General features: G+C 33.3%; 11 protein-coding genes and 1 pseudogene. 2 read left to right on the top strand and 10 right to left on the bottom strand.

All coding sequences use genetic code 11. The features are described from left to right. Positions 1 to 142 precede the first annotated feature (142 nt). The 8 genes from H9647_RS20440 to H9647_RS20405 form a co-directional block, all read right to left on the bottom strand. Positions 143 to 2,440 carry a DUF2357 domain-containing protein gene (locus H9647_RS20440; RefSeq protein ID WP_191803522.1) on the bottom strand — a complete coding sequence of 766 codons (2,298 nt, stop codon included), beginning with the start codon at positions 2,438 to 2,440 and terminating at the stop codon, positions 143 to 145. A gap of 4 nt (positions 2,441 to 2,444) precedes the next feature. Further along, complete coding sequence (locus tag H9647_RS20435) at positions 2,445 to 4,835, bottom strand: hypothetical protein (protein ID WP_191803521.1); 2,391 nt, start codon at positions 4,833 to 4,835, stop codon at positions 2,445 to 2,447. Between the two features lie 12 nt (positions 4,836 to 4,847). Then, the gene (locus H9647_RS20430; protein ID WP_191803519.1) at positions 4,848 to 6,416 is read right to left on the bottom strand and encodes a hypothetical protein; all 1,569 of its coding nucleotides are present in this window, start codon (positions 6,414 to 6,416) and stop codon (positions 4,848 to 4,850) included. Next, the gene (locus H9647_RS26220; protein ID WP_191803517.1) at positions 6,403 to 9,567 is read right to left on the bottom strand and encodes an AAA domain-containing protein; all 3,165 of its coding nucleotides are present in this window, start codon (positions 9,565 to 9,567) and stop codon (positions 6,403 to 6,405) included. The genes H9647_RS20430 and H9647_RS26220 overlap by 14 nt, the downstream gene beginning before the upstream one ends. A gap of 11 nt (positions 9,568 to 9,578) precedes the next feature. Then, the gene (locus tag H9647_RS20420; RefSeq protein WP_191803515.1) at positions 9,579 to 10,988 is read right to left on the bottom strand and encodes a protein kinase domain-containing protein; all 1,410 of its coding nucleotides are present in this window, start codon (positions 10,986 to 10,988) and stop codon (positions 9,579 to 9,581) included. Between the two features lie 8 nt (positions 10,989 to 10,996). Continuing rightward, the gene (locus tag H9647_RS20415) at positions 10,997 to 11,779 is read right to left on the bottom strand and encodes a protein phosphatase 2C domain-containing protein (RefSeq protein WP_191803513.1); all 783 of its coding nucleotides are present in this window, start codon (positions 11,777 to 11,779) and stop codon (positions 10,997 to 10,999) included. Continuing rightward, positions 11,776 to 12,486: a vWA domain-containing protein gene (locus H9647_RS20410; protein ID WP_191803511.1), complete on the bottom strand. Its 711-nt coding sequence runs from the start codon at positions 12,484 to 12,486 to the stop codon at positions 11,776 to 11,778. The genes H9647_RS20415 and H9647_RS20410 overlap by 4 nt, the downstream gene beginning before the upstream one ends. Before the next feature lie 744 nt (positions 12,487 to 13,230). Continuing rightward, complete coding sequence (locus tag H9647_RS20405) at positions 13,231 to 14,229, bottom strand: site-specific integrase (protein WP_191803509.1); 999 nt, start codon at positions 14,227 to 14,229, stop codon at positions 13,231 to 13,233. 335 nt (positions 14,230 to 14,564) lie between these two features. Here H9647_RS20405 and H9647_RS20400 point away from each other — a divergent pair, with 335 nt between their 5' ends. Both H9647_RS20400 and H9647_RS20395 read left to right on the top strand, forming a co-directional pair. After that, the gene (locus H9647_RS20400) at positions 14,565 to 15,434 is read left to right on the top strand and encodes a hypothetical protein (RefSeq protein WP_191803507.1); all 870 of its coding nucleotides are present in this window, start codon (positions 14,565 to 14,567) and stop codon (positions 15,432 to 15,434) included. 818 nt (positions 15,435 to 16,252) lie between these two features. Beyond that, entirely contained in the window at positions 16,253 to 18,154 is a 1,902-nt protein-coding gene (locus tag H9647_RS20395; RefSeq protein ID WP_191803505.1) for a glycosyltransferase family 4 protein, read from the top strand. A gap of 415 nt (positions 18,155 to 18,569) precedes the next feature. Here the strand turns inward: H9647_RS20395 and H9647_RS20390 are convergent. Continuing rightward, positions 18,570 to 18,788, bottom strand: a pseudogene (locus H9647_RS20390) (YdbC family protein). 18 nt (positions 18,789 to 18,806) lie between these two features. Then, positions 18,807 to 21,761, bottom strand: coding sequence for a restriction endonuclease (locus tag H9647_RS20385; protein ID WP_191803503.1), 2,955 nt, complete (start codon positions 21,759 to 21,761; stop codon positions 18,807 to 18,809). Between the last annotated feature and the right edge of the window lie 2 nt (positions 21,762 to 21,763).

Raw genomic sequence — 21,763 nt, 5'->3', positions numbered from 1 at the left:
GTTAAGAACTTTGCCGATAATAGTTTCATGTGAACCTTAAGCTTAAAAGGAATCAGCTTTGTTACATAACTAAAAACACAGTGATTATATAAGAACAATATTTTGTACATAAATATAAATAAGAACGTTAAATAACATCTAATCAATGGAGTTTTGATTTCCCGCATTTTGGACACCTTGGATTATATATGAATTCATTATTGTCACCGATTTGAAAATCAAAAGCTGTAATAACCATTCGATCAAATAGCATCTCATTTTGAAGTATTTTTTCTAAATGAAATCCCTCTAAATTAGGATTTGGAAATTTAGTTAATCTTGGTTTAAGACTCGGTTTCATCCACTCATAAAATTCATTGCATCCGTGTGAACACCTAGTAACCCCCCAAACTAAGTGGCAATCCGAACTTCTACATTGCCAGGTGTGTTCATCTGTTTTCGTGATATTAGCTGAGCCACAAGCTGGGCATTCTTTGAAAACAGTTGACCATCGGATTAGCTGGCGATAAATAAAAAGATTAAACAACTTACTTAATCTCTGGATAGAGCGTAAATCTGTTTGACTAATAGGAAGAATTCCCACTTGATAATCGCCATATTTTTTTGCATCATTTTCTGTATATGCTTCTCCGAAATTAATTAGCCTTTGTAAAAGATCTGAGTTTTCCACTTTAGAGAAATCAGCTAAATTAATAGGAAGAATAAAGATATCTGTTACATTGGAATACGAAGATGGTACAGAATCTAGAATACTAGTTGTGTATTTTTGTAAATTGTTTTCAGAATCCCCCATCAAATTGAAAAGTGTATGCAAATTCAAAGTAAACGTTCGGTTCTCTGGTATCCTAGAAATTTCCTCTGTTAAATGCTTTCGCCAATCCCTATCAAGATTTTTTAGATAGATCTTTTGATTTGTTGTCAGGTTTTGCTGTTCATCAACATATTTTTTAATTACCTGACTCAATTGCTTTTCTAAAGTCTCATTAGGTTTTTTTCTAAACAGTAAGATTTGTTCATTATCACTCCAAATCTCCTTAAATGTCATTTCTTCTTCATAGTCTTTAAATGATACTGGAAAAGAATTTGGCACTTTTATAGCATATGATAATGATTCTTCCATTCTGAACGTAATATCATTTTTACCCTTTTTCTGATTATTAGCTTCTATCACGCAATATTCATTGCTAAATTGAATATGAAAATTAAATTTACTTTCAGTTATTAACTCCAGGTAAGAATCGTCACTGAATTGATATCCCAATAAATGCAATGAATAGATGCTTAGAATCTGAATATAAACTTGGTAATATTCGTCAATATCTAAGATACTTGAGCCAGTTAGGTCCTGCTGAGTTTTGGTACTGATAACTAGAAGTTTATTCCATATTTTAAACAGCTCATTATATCTGTTATCCATATTAATAATATTTGTTGGCTGAATCGGTAGTTCCAGTCGTTTACTTGCATTGATGCTTTGGAAAAACGGCGTAGAAACTACGGAAGACAACTGTTTCTCGATCGTTAATATCAGTTTTTCAAGTTCTTTAAATTGTCTTCTAATTCCTTCTTCAGATTCACTATTATATTCAGGTAATAAACTATGCAACATTTCTAATTTTTTATAATCATTAATCTCAGTCGCATAGAATTCCCAGTCGTGTAACGTATCTTTTTGTGAGATAGCTAATTTTACTTCTTCATGTTTTCTAACGACATAATTTAAAATTGCTTCTATAACCATTTTAAAAAATATATTTTCATAAATATTAATATCGTCTTCATACACTTCTGCTCTTAATCTCGAGGGAATCAGCCCAGTAATCGTTCTAGAACGCCAATGCTCTGAATGGGAGGCAAGATGTTGGAGTGAGGAAGGGGTTACTCGCTTCACCAACTCCACATCTAAGATCTCTTCTTCAATAAGTAGATGCTGCCTTGGCTTTGTGCAAATATCCAATGCAAATGGCATTACCTTATATATCTCTTCTAAAAGTGTCTGGTCATCGAGTCCAGTTAGAGGATTAATAATCTGGAGTAAATGAATGTTTCCCCCCTTAATCGCATCTAACAAACTTTCGATTGTTTTTTTCTGATCCCCCAACCAATCCTTTACATTTCGATGGAAATCAGCAAAACTATCAATTGTTTTTTCTCCGATAAAAAGTTCATCAGAAAACTTTATCACTATACGAATGGGCTTATTATCTATGATCATTTCAATCACTGTATGATTGTCCCTACTCATATAGCATGGAATAATATAGCTTCCATCTTCACTTCGTTTGCATGAAAATAAAATATTATTAATTTTCACTTCACTTAATGTTTCCTCATTAACAATTAACTCTAAATAATTAAAAAAACTATCAATGCTAATTGTTTGACTTTTGACTATTAGCTCATTACTATAACCTGAACTATCTCTTAATAGCAGTCTCATCTTATTAACCACCTAAACGATTAATTTTTTGTGAGATTAGCATTTTACACTCTGTAAAGTGTTCCTTGCCAAATTCGATATCAAATAATTCGTTTAGATCTTTTAAACTAGCCTTCAAGTATGTTTCATATCTACCTTCTAGTTTACGTAAGACTTTATTCGAGATTATGTGATCTATAGCTTCTAATTTAGTTCCGCCAGCAGAGACGTATACTGCCACGAATTTTTCCATTTGCATTTTAATACGATTACCAAATGTTATATCCAATTTTTCTCGTAAGAACTCATCGATCAAATCAATCTGTGTCCATTCCTCTTCATTTAGGCAATTAGCTCTTATTAATTGGGCGTCTTCTAACAAACCACTAAATTCACTAAAAGATACGCGTAGCTGCATTGGTTCATCAACATTAAATTCTTCTTCACGGGAATTGAAGTTTAATACTTGAGCCCGATCATATACTTTATCTGTAATACCAAATGTCGATTCATCCCTATTAGCCGTACCTATAAACCAAATATTTGGTGTAACAAATAGACTCGTGTGATTTTTAACTAAAGATTTTGGTCTGTTATCTATATTCGGTTCATCATTATTTGAAACTAAAGGAATTACCCAATTTTCTGGACTTTCTTCAAGTACAGCTAGAAAATCTGCAAAGTAATACTCAATGCGTGCTAGGTTCATTTCATCTAAAACAATTAAGTAGATGTTTTCTCTATTGGCAGTTGCACTAGCTTCATATACTTTTTTTGTGAAAATCGTTTCTTTAAATTTATGAGTAAAATCGTTATCGTATCCTAGTAACTCTCTATTATCACGCCATGATGGCTGAACTGGCACTAAACTATGCTCGATTTGTAAAGCTTCTTTAAATAACCTAGGTAAACTAGACTTACCGGTACCGCTTAGTCCTTGTAAAATCAATAACTTAGAAGCAGCTAATGATGCAATAAAAGCACGAATCGTTTTTTCACTATAATATAAACCTAATTTTGAAGCGCCATAACTTCTTAGATATTGTACTAATTGTTTCAAATTTAATTTGTTTCTCGTTGCTTTAACTACATCTTGCTTAGAAATCTCACGATCAATCTCTAATAGACCAGAAAACCTACTTTGTGAACTTGCTTTATACACTTCATTAATCTTATTTAGTTCATCTTGCAGCTGGGCATTTAATGTTTTTAACGTCTCTGTCACACGTTTTGTTTGTTCAAGTTCAATAACACCTAAGCTGAGAGAATTAGCTTTATTTTCAGCTTCAAGTTTTAGACGCTGTTCTTCTTTTAGCTTGTCTTGTAGAAGATCTACTTTATTAATGCTGTTCCGTAATGTCATCAGTTCTTCTTGTGAAGGATACTGAGCTAAGTCGTCTTTCAGTCTCATATTCTCTCTTCTTACAGATTCTAACTCTTCCACAATCGTATGTACTGATCTTAGTTCATCTTCAGGAATAAACTTTGATAAGTGGCGAATATCTTCTTTTTGCTTTTGGATAATTTCTTGATCTAATTGTCGCAGCTCTTGGATAGAATTGATTTCAAACTTTAGTTCTTCTACTTTTTGCGGAGAAAGCTCATTAAGCTTTGATTCAAAGTATTTACGTTTATCAATGAGTTCTTGTCTCATGAAACCAAGATCCTCTTCCTTCAACTCAATTTCCAATTTTCTCTTTCGTATATCAGTTTCCTTTTCTATCAAGATAGTCATTTTTGTTTCAAAATCATTTACAAGCTGTTGATATTCAGTTTCTATTCTTTTTTGAGCGGCTTGCACAATTTTTAATTTTTCATTCTCCGCTTCCAATTTAATTTGATGTGCCTCTTTCTGAGCAGTCAATACTTTCTCGTTTGCTTTGGAAAGCAATTCTTCGTTTTGCTTTAACGCTTCCTGACATTTCTGTTCTGTTTTTGCCACAATCTGTTCATTTTCCTTAAGCTTTAACTGTAAATCTTTCTCCCAAGTTTGATGAAGCTCTTTTCTATACGCTTCCTGAATAGTTTTTTCTTCAGCTTTTAATGTTTCAATCATTTTTTCCTTTTCTTCTGTGATTTTTCCTCTTTCTTCTATTAACTTCGTTTTTTCAAGCTCCAACTGATGTTCTTCATTCTTGATTTCTTTCATTAGATTAGTTTTTAACGATTCGTATTTTTCTTCAAGTTCAAGTTCTTTATTTAACAATTCTGCTTCTTTTTCTTCCATCTGACGTTCACACTCAGCTTTTTTTTCATCATATTCTTGAATTTTTAGTTGAACACGTTCATCTTCAAGCAGTTCTTTCTCTTTAATTTGTTTATGTTGCTCAGCAATTTCTCTTACTTTATCTAGTTTAGTGGGTTGGTTATCATTTCTGTTAAAAACGTTCCCACGCTGTTTTTTTGTTTTAGCCATTGAAGGGCTCCTTTATTTTAAGTAATATGCAATTAAGCTATCTAATAAAATGTCAAGTTCCTGTTTAATAATCGTGAAATTTCGCGATTCAACTGTCTCTATTTCCTCAGTAAAATGAGCCGTTTTATTTCTTACGTTAGTTATGATGTTAATTCTTTTATAAAAGTCTGGTATGTTTTTTAACAATTGCAAAGAAGGGGTTTCTTCCTGATGATAAAAAGCATCAAATGCCAAAAATAGAGCACGATCCTTACTTGAAATCCCTTTATTGTTTGCTACACTTTTTAGGCGATTATAAAAGTCGGGACTAAATAAGTTTGAAGGTATATCAATTCGCAGGTTCTCAGCAATTCGTTTTAAAGAATCTGTAAAATTGTATCTTGTAACAGAATTCATTACATCCATTTTATTTGGAATCTTTTCAATGCAATATTTTAAAACACCTTCTAGGGACCTTTGGGCACGCATATAGAATGTATCATAGTCCTCATCACCTTCAATTAATCGATTATAGGATCTTTCAGTTGATTCAATCTGACTTCTAAGTGATTTCCAGTTTTCGTAGTTTGCAATAGAAGGATATTTTCTAAACAATTCAATATCCAGATAATTATTAAACGGATATTTATCAATTAACTCCTCTTTGGCTTCCAGCATGAAAAGTTCTATATCTTCTTGAAGACAATCGCTTTTCTGAGCATGCAGCAACATATGTTTTGTAAACCAATCGTCTTCATTTTCGCCAAAGGGTGAAGTAACCATTATCTTTTCAGGTAAATCAGGATCAACGTATAGATCTGCTTCTAAATAAAGAATATCGGATCTAATACTTACAATTTTAAATGTAGTTGTAGATTCCTCGGATTTCTTAATTTCTGTTTGTTCTTCTTTGTCCTTCAAACTTTTATATTCTATATGGCCATCTTCATCAATTAATTGCCAGTCTACTTCCTCAATAAAAAAATCCATTTCATCGAAACTACTGAGTTGTTCTGCATCAACGACTTCATTTGCATAATCTTTTTGTAACACATCTGTTATTCTATTAATCCGTTGGCGAATTTTTAACGCCTGACCAATATCCATAAATGTTGGTTTTTGATCTCTATAATTTGAGCTAGTTATTTCAAATACATAATCATATTGGAGCTTTTCTTCTCCTGGCAATTCACTTACTTTAAAGTTAGGGATAATGTCCCCTGTTAAAGCATCTCTAAAAATATAAATTTGCTCATAGTTCATCAGCATGTCCTGTTCCACATTCATGCTATTGGTTAAAACCTGTTCTCCACTTTCTGTAATGAGATTATTTAAGCCTAGATATCCTTTTTGCACACACGATTCTTGAACCGTTTTGATTAATTCACTTGATATTCCCAGTTGACGAAAAATTGTATAATCTTTAAGTTTGTTTATTTTTGCGAGTGATAAAATGAGTTTTTGTAATATATCAAGTTCTTCCTTTAAGAAACTTGGAAGAATAGTTTTCCAAGCATAAACAGGCCAGGCAATCTTTTTGCGAAAAAAATGAGGCTTTACGCTTTTTTTTCCTAAATTAATTGTGTACTTAAAGGTGTTCATAATACCCTTCTTTCCTACAAAGTTGATAAAAATCGTGAAGCTCTTTAATAATAACTTGTTCCTGTTTTAGCGCTACTGTTTCAACGTCTCCGACCACAATGATTAGTCTTCTGCCCCGGCTAAAAGCTACATTCAAACGATTTCTCGAATCTAAGAATCCAACACTTTTCTTTTTATCTTTCCTGTTATTTGAACGTACGGTAGAAAGTATAACGACATCAAATTCTTTACCTTGGAATGCATCGACTGTACCGACCTTTATACGGACTTGATCTTGCATTGATAATTTTTCGATTTCACGTTGTAAATCCATTACTTGTTTCTTATAAAAAGAAATTATCCCAATTGAATATTCTGTATTAGAATTCAAAATATATTGGAGTTCCTCCATTACCTTATCCACTTCATATTTCCGGCTTTTGCTTTGTCCGCCAGCTGTACTCTCCTGTCCAAACGATTGCGGAACATCAATCCATGCGATAGGCAAATTATTATATCGATCTAAATTATGCTGTCTTTGTTCAGCAGTTACACCGGATGATAGAGAATTTTCATAAAAGCACTCACTAATAAATTGGGCTATCTTAGGATGCATCCGATATTGATCTTTTAGCATAACTGTTCGTGCATGAGAGGTATTTTTGGTTTTTTCCAGCATATTATATAATCTCGAAAATAATGGTTCCTTCAGCAATTCTCTTATTTCTGGATCATTTTTATGCTCTAGTAATTTTCCTATTACATCTTCTTCCAACAAATGCGGTAATTGTTTGTGGTCACCAACAAGAATAATATGTTTTCCTAAGCTCATTGGTATTAATAAATCCAGTGGATTAGCTCTTGCCGCTTCGTCAATAATGACATAATCGTATACTATGTTTGATTTGTCTGATTTGTTTAAATCCAAATTTAATGTTGAAACACTGTTTAATACCGATTGTTGACATGTAGCTGCATTTATTTTTGTATATTTATTAATTAGTTGTGTAATTTTTTCAGGGTTTTCAAGTTGGTCTTTAAAGTCCCAAAGAATATCTGATACAGTTTGAGCTCCTTTATAAAAATAATCTTCAAAATAGGTATGTATCTCAGTCAAAATAGAATCTACATCTAAATCAAATAAATTTTCATCTAACGTAATTGTAGGTTCATCGTTGTTAAATTGATCAATAAGTGATTCAATCGTTACTCTAAATTTTGGGAGCAATTGATTTACTTCTTCTTCATCTACAGCCAACCTCAATTCGTTCCAAATATCTGGTATTTCCACATCAATCTCAAGATTCGATTGGACAAAACGAACAAGCTGTGATAAGAAGTATCTCCCATCATCCATATATGATGCTATGGTCACTCTCTGTTTTTGCAAAAGTTCTACAAATGCTGATTGATCCATATTATAAGTATTTTCTTTTTCATAACGAGTATTTTTAATGAGATGTTCAATTTTTATAACAATACTAGGATGGACAGTAATTTCTTTTAATAGGGGATACATTTGTTTGAAATAATTTTGGACTTCTTTTTGATTTTTCTTATGTTTATATATATCTTGCAGAATCATTAATATTTCACGAATGACTATTCTTTCTTGTCCATTTTCCTCACGATTTAAAACCTCTTCACAGCCTTTAGTAACTGCAGAAATCCATTTTAAAATTGATTGTTCGGAATCCGTAGAATAATTGGCTTTTTTTCCGCCTATACGGTTAACTGGTAGACCACCATATTCTACATTTTCAATAGCATTATCTACTGCATCATGTTGGGCACTAGAAACTAGTATACGAATATTCCCGTCATAAACCGTATTTAATCTTGCTATGATAGCCCTTATTACAGTTGTTTTACCAGTTCCAGGCGGACCTTGAATTATGGCTATATCCGGTGTATTAATTGCTATATCAATAGCTTCTCGTTGTCGTTCTGTAAAACTCATTTTTTTTGTTCCAAAGATTTTTCTCAACAATTCTTCTGTAACGGGTGCCTTATGTTTCACCACAATTTGCTCGGAAACGCCTGACTGTAAAATTATTTTCAAATTTACCAATGGATTTTTTCCATCTAATATTTTGTTTAGTGCCTTTTCTCTGCGCTCAGCAATTTTTTTCGATCCGGTGAAACTTCCCATGAGATATCCAGATGGAGGAATTGTGATATTCTCGTCTTCTAACTCAATTGTAAGTTCGTATTGGCCGCTTTGGCGCTTAGGTTCCAAAGTTGCTTCACTTCCAATAAAAAAACTTCGTGAACTAGTGATGTCATCACTAATAAAACTTTCTGAACTTGATACCGCATAACCTCTATCTGATTTTATAAATACAGAAGATGGTTTTTTATCAAGATAAAAAACTTGCTTAAGGCGACTATTTCCCCCCAGTTTACTAAAAGTAGAAGTATAGATTAAACTTCCAAGCTCTTCAATTTGTTCTTTCGCTAATTCTGTTTCTAATTCACTATATAAATTCCAAAGTTTTAACAACTCATGTGTATCTTTCAAACTTTCATGGTATTTTTTCATTGCATCAATTGAAAGTTGAGCATTGTTTAGGTGATCCTGAAAAGAAATAAACCCTCTAAATACTATAATCGTTCCATTTATAGCAGATCTATTTCGCAAGGGTTTTATTTCAATAGCTTGCATAATATTTTGGCTTGTTTTTTGAAATACACATGTGTATTTTGTTCCTATTAAAGTAATCTTATCTAAGTTTTTAGTTCGCGCAAAACAAATATCCTCAACTAAAAATTCTTCTTTAAAGAAATCAATTGGATTATAATGAACCGATAATTTTTTTAAATCAGCTTCAATTGCTTTATTGATAACAAATTTCAAAGCTTCATTCTCATTAAACTGAATTGATTGTGAGAATTTAATAATTGTAAATAAAATGGACATATAATTAATAGCGTCGATTCGGACTATACATGCTTCTTTATAATATTCCAATTCATAAATTACATTTTGCAATGAATTTTCGGGCAGTATTACCTCAACTAAACTATTCGCTCCCACACCTTTAACAAGAAAAATTCCGCCACCCGACGGAATCATTTTGACAAATCTTCCTTCAAATGATTTTTCTAAAGGAACATTAATTCTGGCATTGTATTGATGTTGTTGACCAAAACTTATATCAGTGGCTTTCACTCAGTTTCCTCCTAATTAACATTAAAAAAAATACCTCTAATTCTATTGTTTTTATTAAAAATATCACTAATACCACTAATATTTTCTTCTATATCAAAAATGACATTGTCTAAACCCATATTCAAATTCTTTGTTTCATCTGGCTTTAAGAGTTCCCTACTGCGCGTTTCTTTGTTAAGAATAAAGAAATTATTCTGGCTACAATTTTTCATGATAACATGTTTATCATCCACTTTTTTGATTATAGCAAGCGCCTTATCAGAGTCCTGAGAAACTAAAGATCCTACGTGTCTGCTATATATAGCGATAGCATCATCGTTTAAGACGATCGTAGAAAGTGTTCTGCTGATTTTTTCTTTTCCATTTTCAAAGAATTCATCTGTAAAATTTGCAGTTTCCACTATGTGAACTTTACAAAATTCATTTTTCTTTTGACGACACCAAGGACAAACTTGCGCATGCCCATCTTGAGCATAATAAAAAGCATGACATTGTATATTATCACATTTTATTAATTGGTCTTCTGCTCTTTGAAGTGCAGAAGTAAATTCATATAATGTCGGTCTCTTCATATGTTCATGTAACCCATCAACAAACATCTTTTGGAACAATCCCCTTAACTCTTCGGTCAAAAGAACATCTGCTGGTAGAATTGAAGAGTTTCTATTACTTTCGTCATTTGGATGATCTACATATACAACATGGCCTTTTACAGCATCCTCTTCCATCTCAGGCGTTCCATTTAAAATGACATCCCCAATTAAAGGGTGCCCCAGTCTTAAAAGTTCAAATAAAATAACCGCAAAAGAATAAGTATCTGTAATTGAATTAGGCTGCTTACTTAGCATAAATAGCTCGGGCGCAATATAACGAGGTGTTCCTAATATTGATGATGTAAAAAGACTTGTAGAAGTTAGATTATCTGAATCTATCAGTACAATAGATCTATGATTTCTTGAAATAAGAATATTATTTGGGGAAACATCGCAATAGCATAAACCCTGTAAATGCAATTGACGAAAGCACTTACTCAAAGATATAGCTATCTCGAATCTTTTTTTAAGCCCACCAGTTTGAATGTTATACCACTCACCTAAATTACTAACATTTCCCGGATATATGTACTTATTTAAGGATTCATGACCCTTTGCTTTTTTCATCACATAACCCGTTAATGGTTGTTCTAATATAGCAACTGGTGTGATAATCCTAGCTTCAGACGGTATTCGTTGCTTCATAATCCATTTGAAACGATCTACCGTAGGCTGACGCTGATCTTCATCCACTCTAACTATTTTGATTAAGAAAGTGTCGTTTTCCGTATCATAAACAGCGCCTTGAGCTCCTTCACCAATCTTATTATTTATGATATATTTCCGGCCTTCCGTATCCTTAACTTCCTTACCTTTGTATACTTCCATTCTTATTCTCAGCCTTTCCAGATAGCGAGTAAACAAAATGTTCTATCATCAGAATGATTTTCTGTTTCCCAGTTAATGATCCAATCCTCTATAACCTCTTGCATCCCTATCAACCCTTTTTCTTGTAATTCACCGTACAGAAAAGTGGGTAGTTGATTGACCATTTCAGGTTCCAAATCATCAGAAACGCCATCAGTGGCAAGGATAAATATCATTGGCAACTGACTATTAAATTGAGCAGTAGTATATGATGAATCAAAAAAGTCAATAGCATGTTCTGATGCTAAAGAATAGGTTTGATTAGAAAAAAAGTTCTTCTTTTCTTTTATATAGACTATTTCATTTTGCATGGAGTATAAAATCAACCCATCTCCAATACTTCCAACTAAAATTCCATGTGTAAAAATGATAATATAGAGTAATGTTGTATCAAAATCTCTAAAATCACCGTGAAAACTCATTCTCCATGTTTCAAGAAATTCACTATTAAATTCATAAACATCGATTTCCGATAAGTTTTCTTCGGCATGAAACTTTTCATTTATCATTTTTTCAAGTAATTCTGTAGCTTTTTGCGATCCTATGTGGGAGTATTTAGCAGAACCTAAGCCATCAGTTACAATCGCATATTTTAATTTATTCTCTATATTACATTTGAAAAAGTCTTGGTTATTTTCATTATTTCTTTGATGACGTTCTCCTTTTACGGAAATCGCATTAAATGTTATTTTACATGTATCTTCTATGTTTTCATCAAAGTCAGCACGAAAGATCTTATTCTTCATTTTCATATAACCAAAGCATCATCCGGAAATAAATCTTCGAATGGTATTCCCTCAAACTGATTTGGATTCGCACTAACTGAACGTTGGCTAACCGTTTGAGTTACCCATTCAAAAAACTTACCAATGGTAGGTACTTCAACTGCTTTAATTACAGGAACATTTTCTTTATTGATGAATGCTTTTAGTAATTCAAAATCAGCGTCTTCTCCAATCCCTAAAGCCATCCTCATGCAATTTTTACTTTTTATAGAATTATGAAATTTTTCAAATGGTGTCCACTCTAAATATTGATGCTTATTTAATGGCCTTACTTCGTACATTTCCCTAGTAATATCTGTTGGAATGCCATCACTAATTAAAATGATTACTGGAGTATATGCCCGATCAGGAACAATTGATTTGTTTTCAATCATTTCTAACACTTTTAACACACTTTTGCCTATGGGTGTTTTTCCATTTGCAACCAATTGTGGCAACACAATATTTTCTACTTTATCTAGTGGTTGTATGACTTCTACATAATCACTTATTTTAATTAAGCTTATTTCAATTTGTCCCTTGGCTCCTTCAATATTTGAAAGTGTAGCCACCATTTCTTTAAGTGAATTGTTTACCATATCAATTTTCGGTCCCTGCATACTTCCGCTTGCATCCACTAATATGAAAACAGGTAATGGTCTAGGACTAGAAATCACAAAATTATTTAACCCCATTTATTTAACACCCCGTATATGTAATCTCTTAAATAAACCTTATCTAATACTTTTGTCCTAAAACCCAAGAAGTAGTATATCGTAAATAATACTAAAAACCTAACTATGTTATGAATGGATTCTATTTCAAATAGATGGGAGCAATATAGGTATATATGACTAATCGGCATATTTTGTAAATTTATTTATACTAATTTCTTGTTATATCTGAATCTTTTCAAGCTAAAGTCGACATTTACGTAGGAATTAAACTGATGTAAGAAAAAGAGGGGGGAATGATTTTATATCATAATAAAGAACGGATATTGACGTATTATCATACAATATACGGCAATTCTTTTAATGATACTTAGTTCTTTAGTGCCCTATTACTAATATAATAGTTTTTTCATATGACGGATTGTAATATGAGATGCGACACTTTGTTCAAATTATAAATACATATGGCCTGATCCTTCACAACAACATTCACACACGAGAATCAGTCTGTGAGCTATACATCTAAGCATAATGGCAAAAAATAAAGAAGCTAATGGATACATGGCAAACAGTAAAGAGAACATGTTAAATGAACTCTAACACTGGACAACCGGAGGGAATCTTTTTTACTCTAACGGAGAAAAGTCAAACATCTAATCGATATAACGAAGAAAAAAGACACTGTTTGTTAGCCATTAGAAGAAGGTTGAACGTACATTCGAATCAACGAGCTTATATTTGCGTAACAAGATCAGGTACTTACTTCTATAATCCAATATCTGTTGCTGCATTTTCTTCAAACAGTGAGGTGTGCCTAATATATTTACGAACCATATAATCTGACTTATGACGAGATTGCTTCATTATCGACCTCTCACTCTTTCCTAGCATAGCAGCAGTTGTCGCAAACCCGGCACGTAAACTATGCCCCGAATAGTCTTCTTCATTAAGACCTACAGCCTCAATATATCGCTTCACTATAATAGCTACCGCTTTATCAGATAATCTTTTTTCAGAAACTTGCCCATGTCTATTAATGGATCTAAATACAGCACCATCTGAAATATTCGCTGCTTCTAACCACTTATTGATAGCATGAACTGGACAGGTATCTTGATTCTCTCCGTATGGAATAGCAACTACTTCCTTTTTCCCTTCTTGATTCGTCTTTGAATTCTTCAAAGAAATCACAATTCCTTCTTTAACCGGTTTAATATCCTCTACATCAATACCTACAAGTTCACTTCTTCGAAAAGCACCCGCAAATCCAAGTAAAAGTAATGCTCGATCTCTTATCCCTAGTAGCCGGTCAGGAATTACCTCTAGAATTTGCTTAAGTGTATCTAGGATAATAGGATCTTTTCCTTTCTCTTCTGTTCCAATCGTGCGTTTAATACCAGCCCACACCAAACGAATCTTATTGGTATTAGGCGTCTCATAGTCCGCAGCCGTATGCGCTTGGGTAATTGCGCTTATCCTTCTTTGAATTGTGCTTGCTTTATATCCGTCTTTAGCAAGGCTTGTAAGATAGAGAGCAAAAGTTTCCTCTGTAGTAGGTAACGAAGGTAATCCAAAACTATCGCACCATGATGTGAAATGTCTCCAATCGGACTGGTAGGAACGAACGGTATTTTGCGCTTTTGCATTAGAGACATATGTATTTGCCTCTTCCATAAGAGCATGCAATACCTCGCTTGCTTCTTGTATGCTGGTATCCTTATTTTCAGCTAAGAATGATCCAGCATTATGTATATTATCATTCATTATTCTCACCTCTTACTAATCTTCTTACCTTTTTCGTATTCTTAATGACTGAACAAACCGACCTCATTCACTCACTTTAACTTCACTTACTTTTTTATTCTCTTCTACTACACTACTCTCTTCTTCTCTCCCTCTTTTTGCTTTCAATCCTAAGTTCCGATACGCTTATCTTATCGGAATTTAGGATTCTATCGTTATTATACCACCTTTCCAGGCAAATTTCATGCTATATGCACCTGTTTTTTTGTGGTATAGTTATACTAAATAATAGTGGTAAACCGGTAAACCATTAGTTATATCAAGAGTTTACCGGTTTACTAAAAGGAGAATTTTAGATGGCTAAAGATGATGTCAAATCGTTTAAAATGGATAGTGATTTTAAAAAATTAGTGAATGAGAAGATCGCAGAATCAGGTATGGAAGGCGCTGAGTGGCTTAGGTCTCTGATGACTTTAGAAACATTACATAATATTCGTGAAACGAACCCAGAGCTGGAGTACGATTTAAAAGATCTGGAGAAACACATGAATATTATTTTTAATTTATTTATCAGGGTTTATCAGCGCGGAGATACGGCGGTAAGTGAGAGTAAAGAGAAAGCTAAGAAGTTAGTTGAGGCTTCAAAAATTGAAATGGATGATCTTAAAGATGAGGTAGCAAAGCTTACAAAAGAGAGTAAGAACTATGCTGAAGAGTTAGAGCGTATTATTCTCGAGAATAAAGATCTTCAGGTAAAAATGAATCAGCATGCTAAATCTACAGAAACGTTGGAAGAAATGAACCGTCTCTTAACTGATAAAAATCAAATGCTGCAAAAAGAGGTAGAGGCGTATGATGATTTAAAAGTAGAGAATGAACAATTAAAAATTGAAATGAAGAAGCTGAAAGATAAACATATAGAGGATATAAAGTCTTTAGAGGAAACCATGAGTAAGCAAAAAGAGGAATTTAATCAAAGTAAAAAAGAATATGAGATGCAGATTAGAGAGGCTGAAGAAAAACTAGACCGGAAGGAATTCGAATTTAATCAAATGATGGAGAACTTAAAGCGAGAACATGCTTTATCTTTGAAAGAAGCCATATTAGAAGAAAAAATGAATTGGCAAGAAAAAATTCATAAAATCTATGAGTTAAATAGTATGGAAAAACGGACAAGTACGAATGAAACAACAGTAGAGAATAAACAAATAAAAGAGGATAAATAAGTTTTATTCAGATATAATCAAACTATAAACAAAGCTAAAAGGCCATTTCAAATAATATCTCGCGCCTTCGCCTCGGTAGAAGGTAACTTGAGCGAAATTTAATGGTTTCACACGGACTGTGGAAATGAATTTAAGAATAGAGTGATCGATGAGACTCTTATGACATTCCAAATTGTTGATAATGAATTTTTAGCGTAATGATTGCAAAGAGATAAGAGCAACTATCTAACTAATAAAATAAAACTTGAAGGTGTCTCCTATTTTGATGCAACATTTTATAAAAATCGAGGAGTTTTGGGATTATCCTCTCAAAGTAGACGCTCGAAAAGAGCCTCATGTTATAATGAGACATCGAGACAACTTGGAGGGGACATTTTCATGGATAAAAAGGGACAAGTTTTTCATTCATACACAGAGGAATTCGAATTAAGAGCAGTTCAACGTTTAGCTATCACATCATTTTCATTGATCTGATGCACAATGTTCGATGTACAAATAGATATTTTCATCTTGTAGCGCGGTAGTGGTACCTCCCTCACTCCTCAATCATGTCATGATTTCTTTAACCAACTAAGGGCTGAACAAGAAGACGAAGCTGAAAGTCAATAGCCCGAAACCTGCACACATATATACAAATCCATGTCCCTCAAGGAATTCCGTAAAAAACTTGTCCTTAGTTATGATAAGGTTCACCGTATCATCTTTTTCGCATAAGACACTCAACTGGGTTTCTCTACGTATTAAGTGATTATTGAAACCCCCAACGATGCGATTAAATGGTATTATTTACTTAATACTTACGTAGAAAGGTGATTGGGATGCAAGAGCAAATAATTTTTATTGCTACGGGTTGGGGATCAAAGCATGGAGGAATTAATTCCTTTAATTACGACCTGTGCTTAAGTCTTTCAAATTTCTTGGAGGGATATTACCAAGTTGTTTGTGTTGTCCAGGATCTTGTTTTTGACATTAGTCGTCTTTCCACAATCCCTAAAAATCTTAAGTTGATAAAGTCTCATAATCATGAAGATGCTGTCAGAATAATTAGAAACATAAAAAACGAGACAAGAGGAAGGCCATCTATTTGGGTTGGACATGATGTCAAAACAGGAACTACTGCTATTGAATGTGCCAAACGAACAAGTTCAAAGAGTGTTGTAATCCATCACATGAGTTACCGATTCTACTCTACACACCAATCTAATAATGCTGAGAAAACAATGCAGAAGACAGAATCACAAAAAGTAGTTTTATCCTCAGCTGACTATGTTCTTGCGGTTGGTCCAACTCTTCATAAATCTGCTAAATCATTGTTGCAGAGAGCCGGAAAATCAACGGAAAACTGTTTTGAAATCATCCCCGGTTTGGCAAAAATAAATTCTGTGTCAGTTCCGGAAATACCTCAAGCAGTTACTTATGGAAGATTAGACGATGATATAGTAAAACAAGGGAAAGTGGCAATTGGCGCGTTTGCAAAGAGTGTAAAGGATAGTTCTACTCCATTGTTTTTAATTGGAGTCTCCGATAAGGATACATATGACGAGCAGTTCAAAAAAATATATGAAGACCTTCAGGAGTTTTCCGCTACTTATTCAGAAAAAGCAAAGGTTAATATACAACCACTTCCATATAAAGATAGAGAAAACGTGTTCGAAGAGTTGCGAGTTTCAAGTGCTAGTATGATGTTGTCCTTACATGAAGGATTTGGACTAGCCGGATGGGAAGCTATCTCAGCAGAGGTTCCTTTAATAATTTCAAAAAATACTGGGTTATATGAACTCCTTATCCGGGATTTTAATCACTTACTGAGCTGTGTACATGATGTAACAATTACTGGGGATCTCGAAAAAGATATAGTTAGTGTTTCTGATAAGTTAACTTTTATCTTTAATAATATAGAAGAACAAAAAAAATTGGCTAATCGATTAAAGAAATCTATGAGTCAGTATACTTGGGAAAGAACATGTAAGTCTTTTGTTTTATCCTGTGACTTGGACAAAGGTTACCCGATACAACTTGAAAAAAGAAAATTTAAGGAATTGAAGACAAATCTTGAAGTGTTTATTAAAGAACTTGAAGTCATTAACCGAGAAATAATCGAAAAACGTGAATCTTTAACTGACGAAAAAAAATCGGATTGGTTAAATAGGGATCGATTATGGAAACAAGTTGAGATAGGCGTATTTGTTGACCAAGACAAAGAGGGTTATTCCTGTGAACTTACAGATATCCGTAGGGGTTTAATTCTTAGACAACGTGAGTTAAAATACCATGGCTTAAGCAATGTGTATAAGTTGAAAGATAAGCATAAAAAGGATAAGCATGGTGAACTTCCTGAAGTATTGAGTAGAACAAATAGTAAACACATAAATCCAATTTCCGTTACGTTTGATCACTTAGTTGATGTTCTAGGCTCCGCACGGCCAGAATTAATTTCTCCCTGGAATGTTTTCCATATACTCTATGCAAGCTTATTTAAATTTCCAGATGAAAGTTATGTTTTTCTGAAGAAACACAATGATCCAGAAATTGAAACAAAAATGATTAAACTAATTGACGAAAACAATAATAGTAATAAGTTATATGAATGGTTAAAGTTCAGAATGATAGCGTCTATCTCAGATTATATACAACAATATAAAGCCATAATTAATTATATAGATGTTAGAATAATAGATTTAGACAAACAATTTCTATTAAAAGAGGATATTAGCCCATAAGTTTCCCTTTTACTTCCGTAGACTAAAAGGTTGTCGTTAGAACGATGCACAAACTACGTCATTCCAACATTGTAAGATACGTAGTTGAGAAAAATCCTAGACCATATATACCTTGTCTTCCACGATGATCTAGCAGTCCAAATCATCCTAGCTTTTGATACTTTTGATATATTTTTCATTCATTTTTGACTCTGTCTTGATCCTGAATCTGAAAATGGTCTGTGATCTGATCATACGTCCATTTCTCCTCCACATGAAGTTGAACGGCTTCTTTCATTAGTTCCTTTTTCTGCTATAAAGACGCACCCCCAATGTCCATTAGTTTACCCGTGGCGATTTTTTCTAATGTCCATTTTTGAGGGGTGCACTTCACCACTTTTAAGCGTCTAATATTCGGGGAGAGTTCACGTTGTTTTTATCTTGTTTTATTTAATAGTTGAACCAATACTTTTATTTCTTCCTCCGACAAAGTAACACCTTTCCCCATTTTTTCACGGTTTGGATCCTATTCGCGAATGTCATACTTCGGTGCATTTCCGTTCCAGCTAATACGGTTTAATTCCTTCTTCCAACCTCTTGTGGATTCAGATAATACGCCAATGTGTTCAACAAGTTCATATTTGATTTCTGCCATATGATCACCTCCTATTTTCTAATAAACTTGCTCAAGTTCCACTGCTCGTTTGAATGTAATACCTGTATTAATCGCTGCAAAATGTTTTTCTCCACAGCGGATTTTTTCTAATTCGGTTTTACGTAAATCTTCTGCAGCAGTACTTCCCTTCGTCTCCACAATAAAATACAGTTTCTCTTTTCCTTCTTCTTCAACAGATAATGCCCAGTCAGGGTTATAGTTTCCTAGCGGTGTTTTGATTTTAAAATCTGCTGGCAATTTAATATAAAACTTTACATTTGGATCTTGTTCGCACGATTCTGCAAAGGCACGTTCAATGTTGGAATCAACAATAACATAATCATAAGGCGAACGATTGTCCGAAACTTTCACAATGCTATCTTCATACGATTCAATTTCTTCTTGATTGAATAAACTTTGATCGTATACTTCTTCTGTTTCTAGTTTTTCATATTTAACGCCATCCACCATTGCTAATCGCTTAGCAGCATTAATTATTCGTGCTGCCTCTAACATGTACATTTGTGGATTGCGTTTAAAATCATGTAACGTGCCACTCTGCTTTAAAATAGCAATCAACGTCTTACGAGTGAGCTTTGTATCTTGTTGTAACTCAGTTAAAATATCCGGAACTTTCGTATATTCACGCTGTACCGTTGAGAAGCTTGTTTTAACAGTCGTTTTTTCTTCTATTCCTGCTTCTTCAATTTTTAACTGTCTACGCTCATATTCAAGTTTTTGAATACGTACTAGCAGTTCATCACGTAGTTTGTCTGCTGCATCTTTGATAAATTTTTCACTATCAAAATGAATCGAATAAGTCGTTTTATATTTGATACGTTTCCACAGTTCGATAAATGGCCCAGATAAAGCTTCTTTATTTAATCGAACCGTTTCTTTTTTTGCATGATCTTTAATTTCAACTCTTTCCGTATTAAACTTCAACTCAATTGCAGCAATAACTCTCTCCGTTATATTTGGCGAAAGTATAGTAAATTCTTCAGGCAGTTCAAACACTTGATCTTTAATCGCTTTCGCTAAGGCAACTGTCCCTTTACCTTTTGAATCAATGTATTTTTGCTCAGTTAAATATTCAACAAGTTTTTTCGAATATTCATGACCTAAAGGTTTTTGATATCCCGTAAGCTCGTCTACTTCTAACACAAGTGAACTAAACGTTTCGTTCGTAAAAACACCAAATACTATCCCGTCTTTTTCATACTCATGTTGTAGGTCAGAAGCAAATTCTTCGTAACTTTCGTTTGCCATTACTGTTAAAGTATTTACTTCAAATCCATGCACACGCTGTCCATTTTGATTAACAGCAATACGAAGGCCACGACCGATTTTTTGGCGCTTCGTTAATTCATCTTTTGAGTCAATTAACGTACAAATTTGGAAGACATTTGGGTTGTCCCATCCTTCCTTTAAAGCTGAATGTGAGAAAATAAAGCGCAATTTATGGGCAGTTTTCGTCTTCCCTTTTTCTTCATCATACATCGTCAGTAAATCTTCTTTATCTTTCATAATAATTTGAAAAGCACTTGCATCCTTTTCTCCACCATCTTTAAACTTTCCTTTTTTATCGATAGAGAAGTATCCATTATGCACATCTTCAACTGGAATATGAGAATCACGTAGATTTTTATATTTTGAAGATTTTAATAAGTCTTTATATTCTTCTTCAAAAATCCGGCCATAATCCCCCAAAAAAGGTTTACCTTCCTCATCATATTTTCGATAGTTTGCAACGTTATCAATAAAGAACAGACTTAATACTTTAATTCCTAAAGAATTTAATTTTAATTCTTTATTTAAATGCTCTTCAATTGTTTTTCGAATTTGTCCACGTTTTACTTCTAAATCCGCAAAGTGTGCTTGGCTTAAATAAATAATAGATGGCTCACCCGAAAACTCGATGTATTCATTACCATTTTCAGCAGAAATATCACGTACATACCCAATTTTTCCATAAGCAGTTAGCTTTGTCTTTCTTACTAAATCATCGTTTTTCTTTAACGAAATAATCTTTTTAACAATACCTGTTTTCGTTTTCTCAAAAACCTCAACGGATGCAGTAATAGAAGTCTTAGTCGCTTTAATACCTAATAATCGAAAGTGAGCTTCATTGCCATCAATTGTACGTTTAACGCCAGCCACTTCGATTTGCTTTACGAGTTTGTTCTGGTATGCTTCAACAGGTCCTAATTTATAAAGTAAAGGATAACCTTCTTCTTTGTGTGTTGCAGAGAAACGAAAAACAAGTGACGGATTTAGCGCAGCAATCGCAGCCTTGGCATTTTCCGTATTGTCTACACTTTGTGGTTCATCAATTACTACAATTGGATTCGTTTCCGAGATATACTCTTTTGGAGACACACCATATAAACTATCACGATCACTGCGATTAAAAATATTATCTTCACTATTGAAAGCTTGAATATTGATAACCATAATTTCTACAGTTTCATTGATTGCAAAGCCTTTTACTTTATCTAAATCAGAACTGTTATACATAAAAGGATTGTAAACAATCCCTTGCATTTGAGTTTTAAAATAATCTTTTGTCATTTGTAGCGTCTTCATGACACCTTCTTTAATGGCGACAGACGGAACAACAATAATAAATTTTGTGAATCCATATTTTCGGTTCATTTCTAAGATTGATTTTAAATAAACGAAAGTTTTTCCTGTTCCTGTTTCCATTTCAATATTAAACTGCGGGAATGGGGATGGAATGGATTGAGCAATCGGAATACCTTGCTTAATTTGAATTTGCTGAACATTTTGTAAAAGCTTACTTTCTGAAATGTCAATTTTATTTCCAATACCTTTTTCACCAAATAGCTTGCCCTGTATATCTTGATCCATAATTGTAAATTCGGATTTGCGAATTTGTTGCCCTTCAAATACACCTAATACGGCATTTATCGCGTCTGCTTGATATGTTAATTCATCAAATTGAATTTTCATTG

The sequence above is a fragment of the Paenibacillus gallinarum genome (genome assembly GCF_014836635.1).
Classification (GTDB): Bacteria; Bacillota; Bacilli; order Paenibacillales; family Paenibacillaceae; genus Paenibacillus; species Paenibacillus gallinarum.
This window is presented reverse-complemented; position numbering and strand designations above follow the sequence as displayed.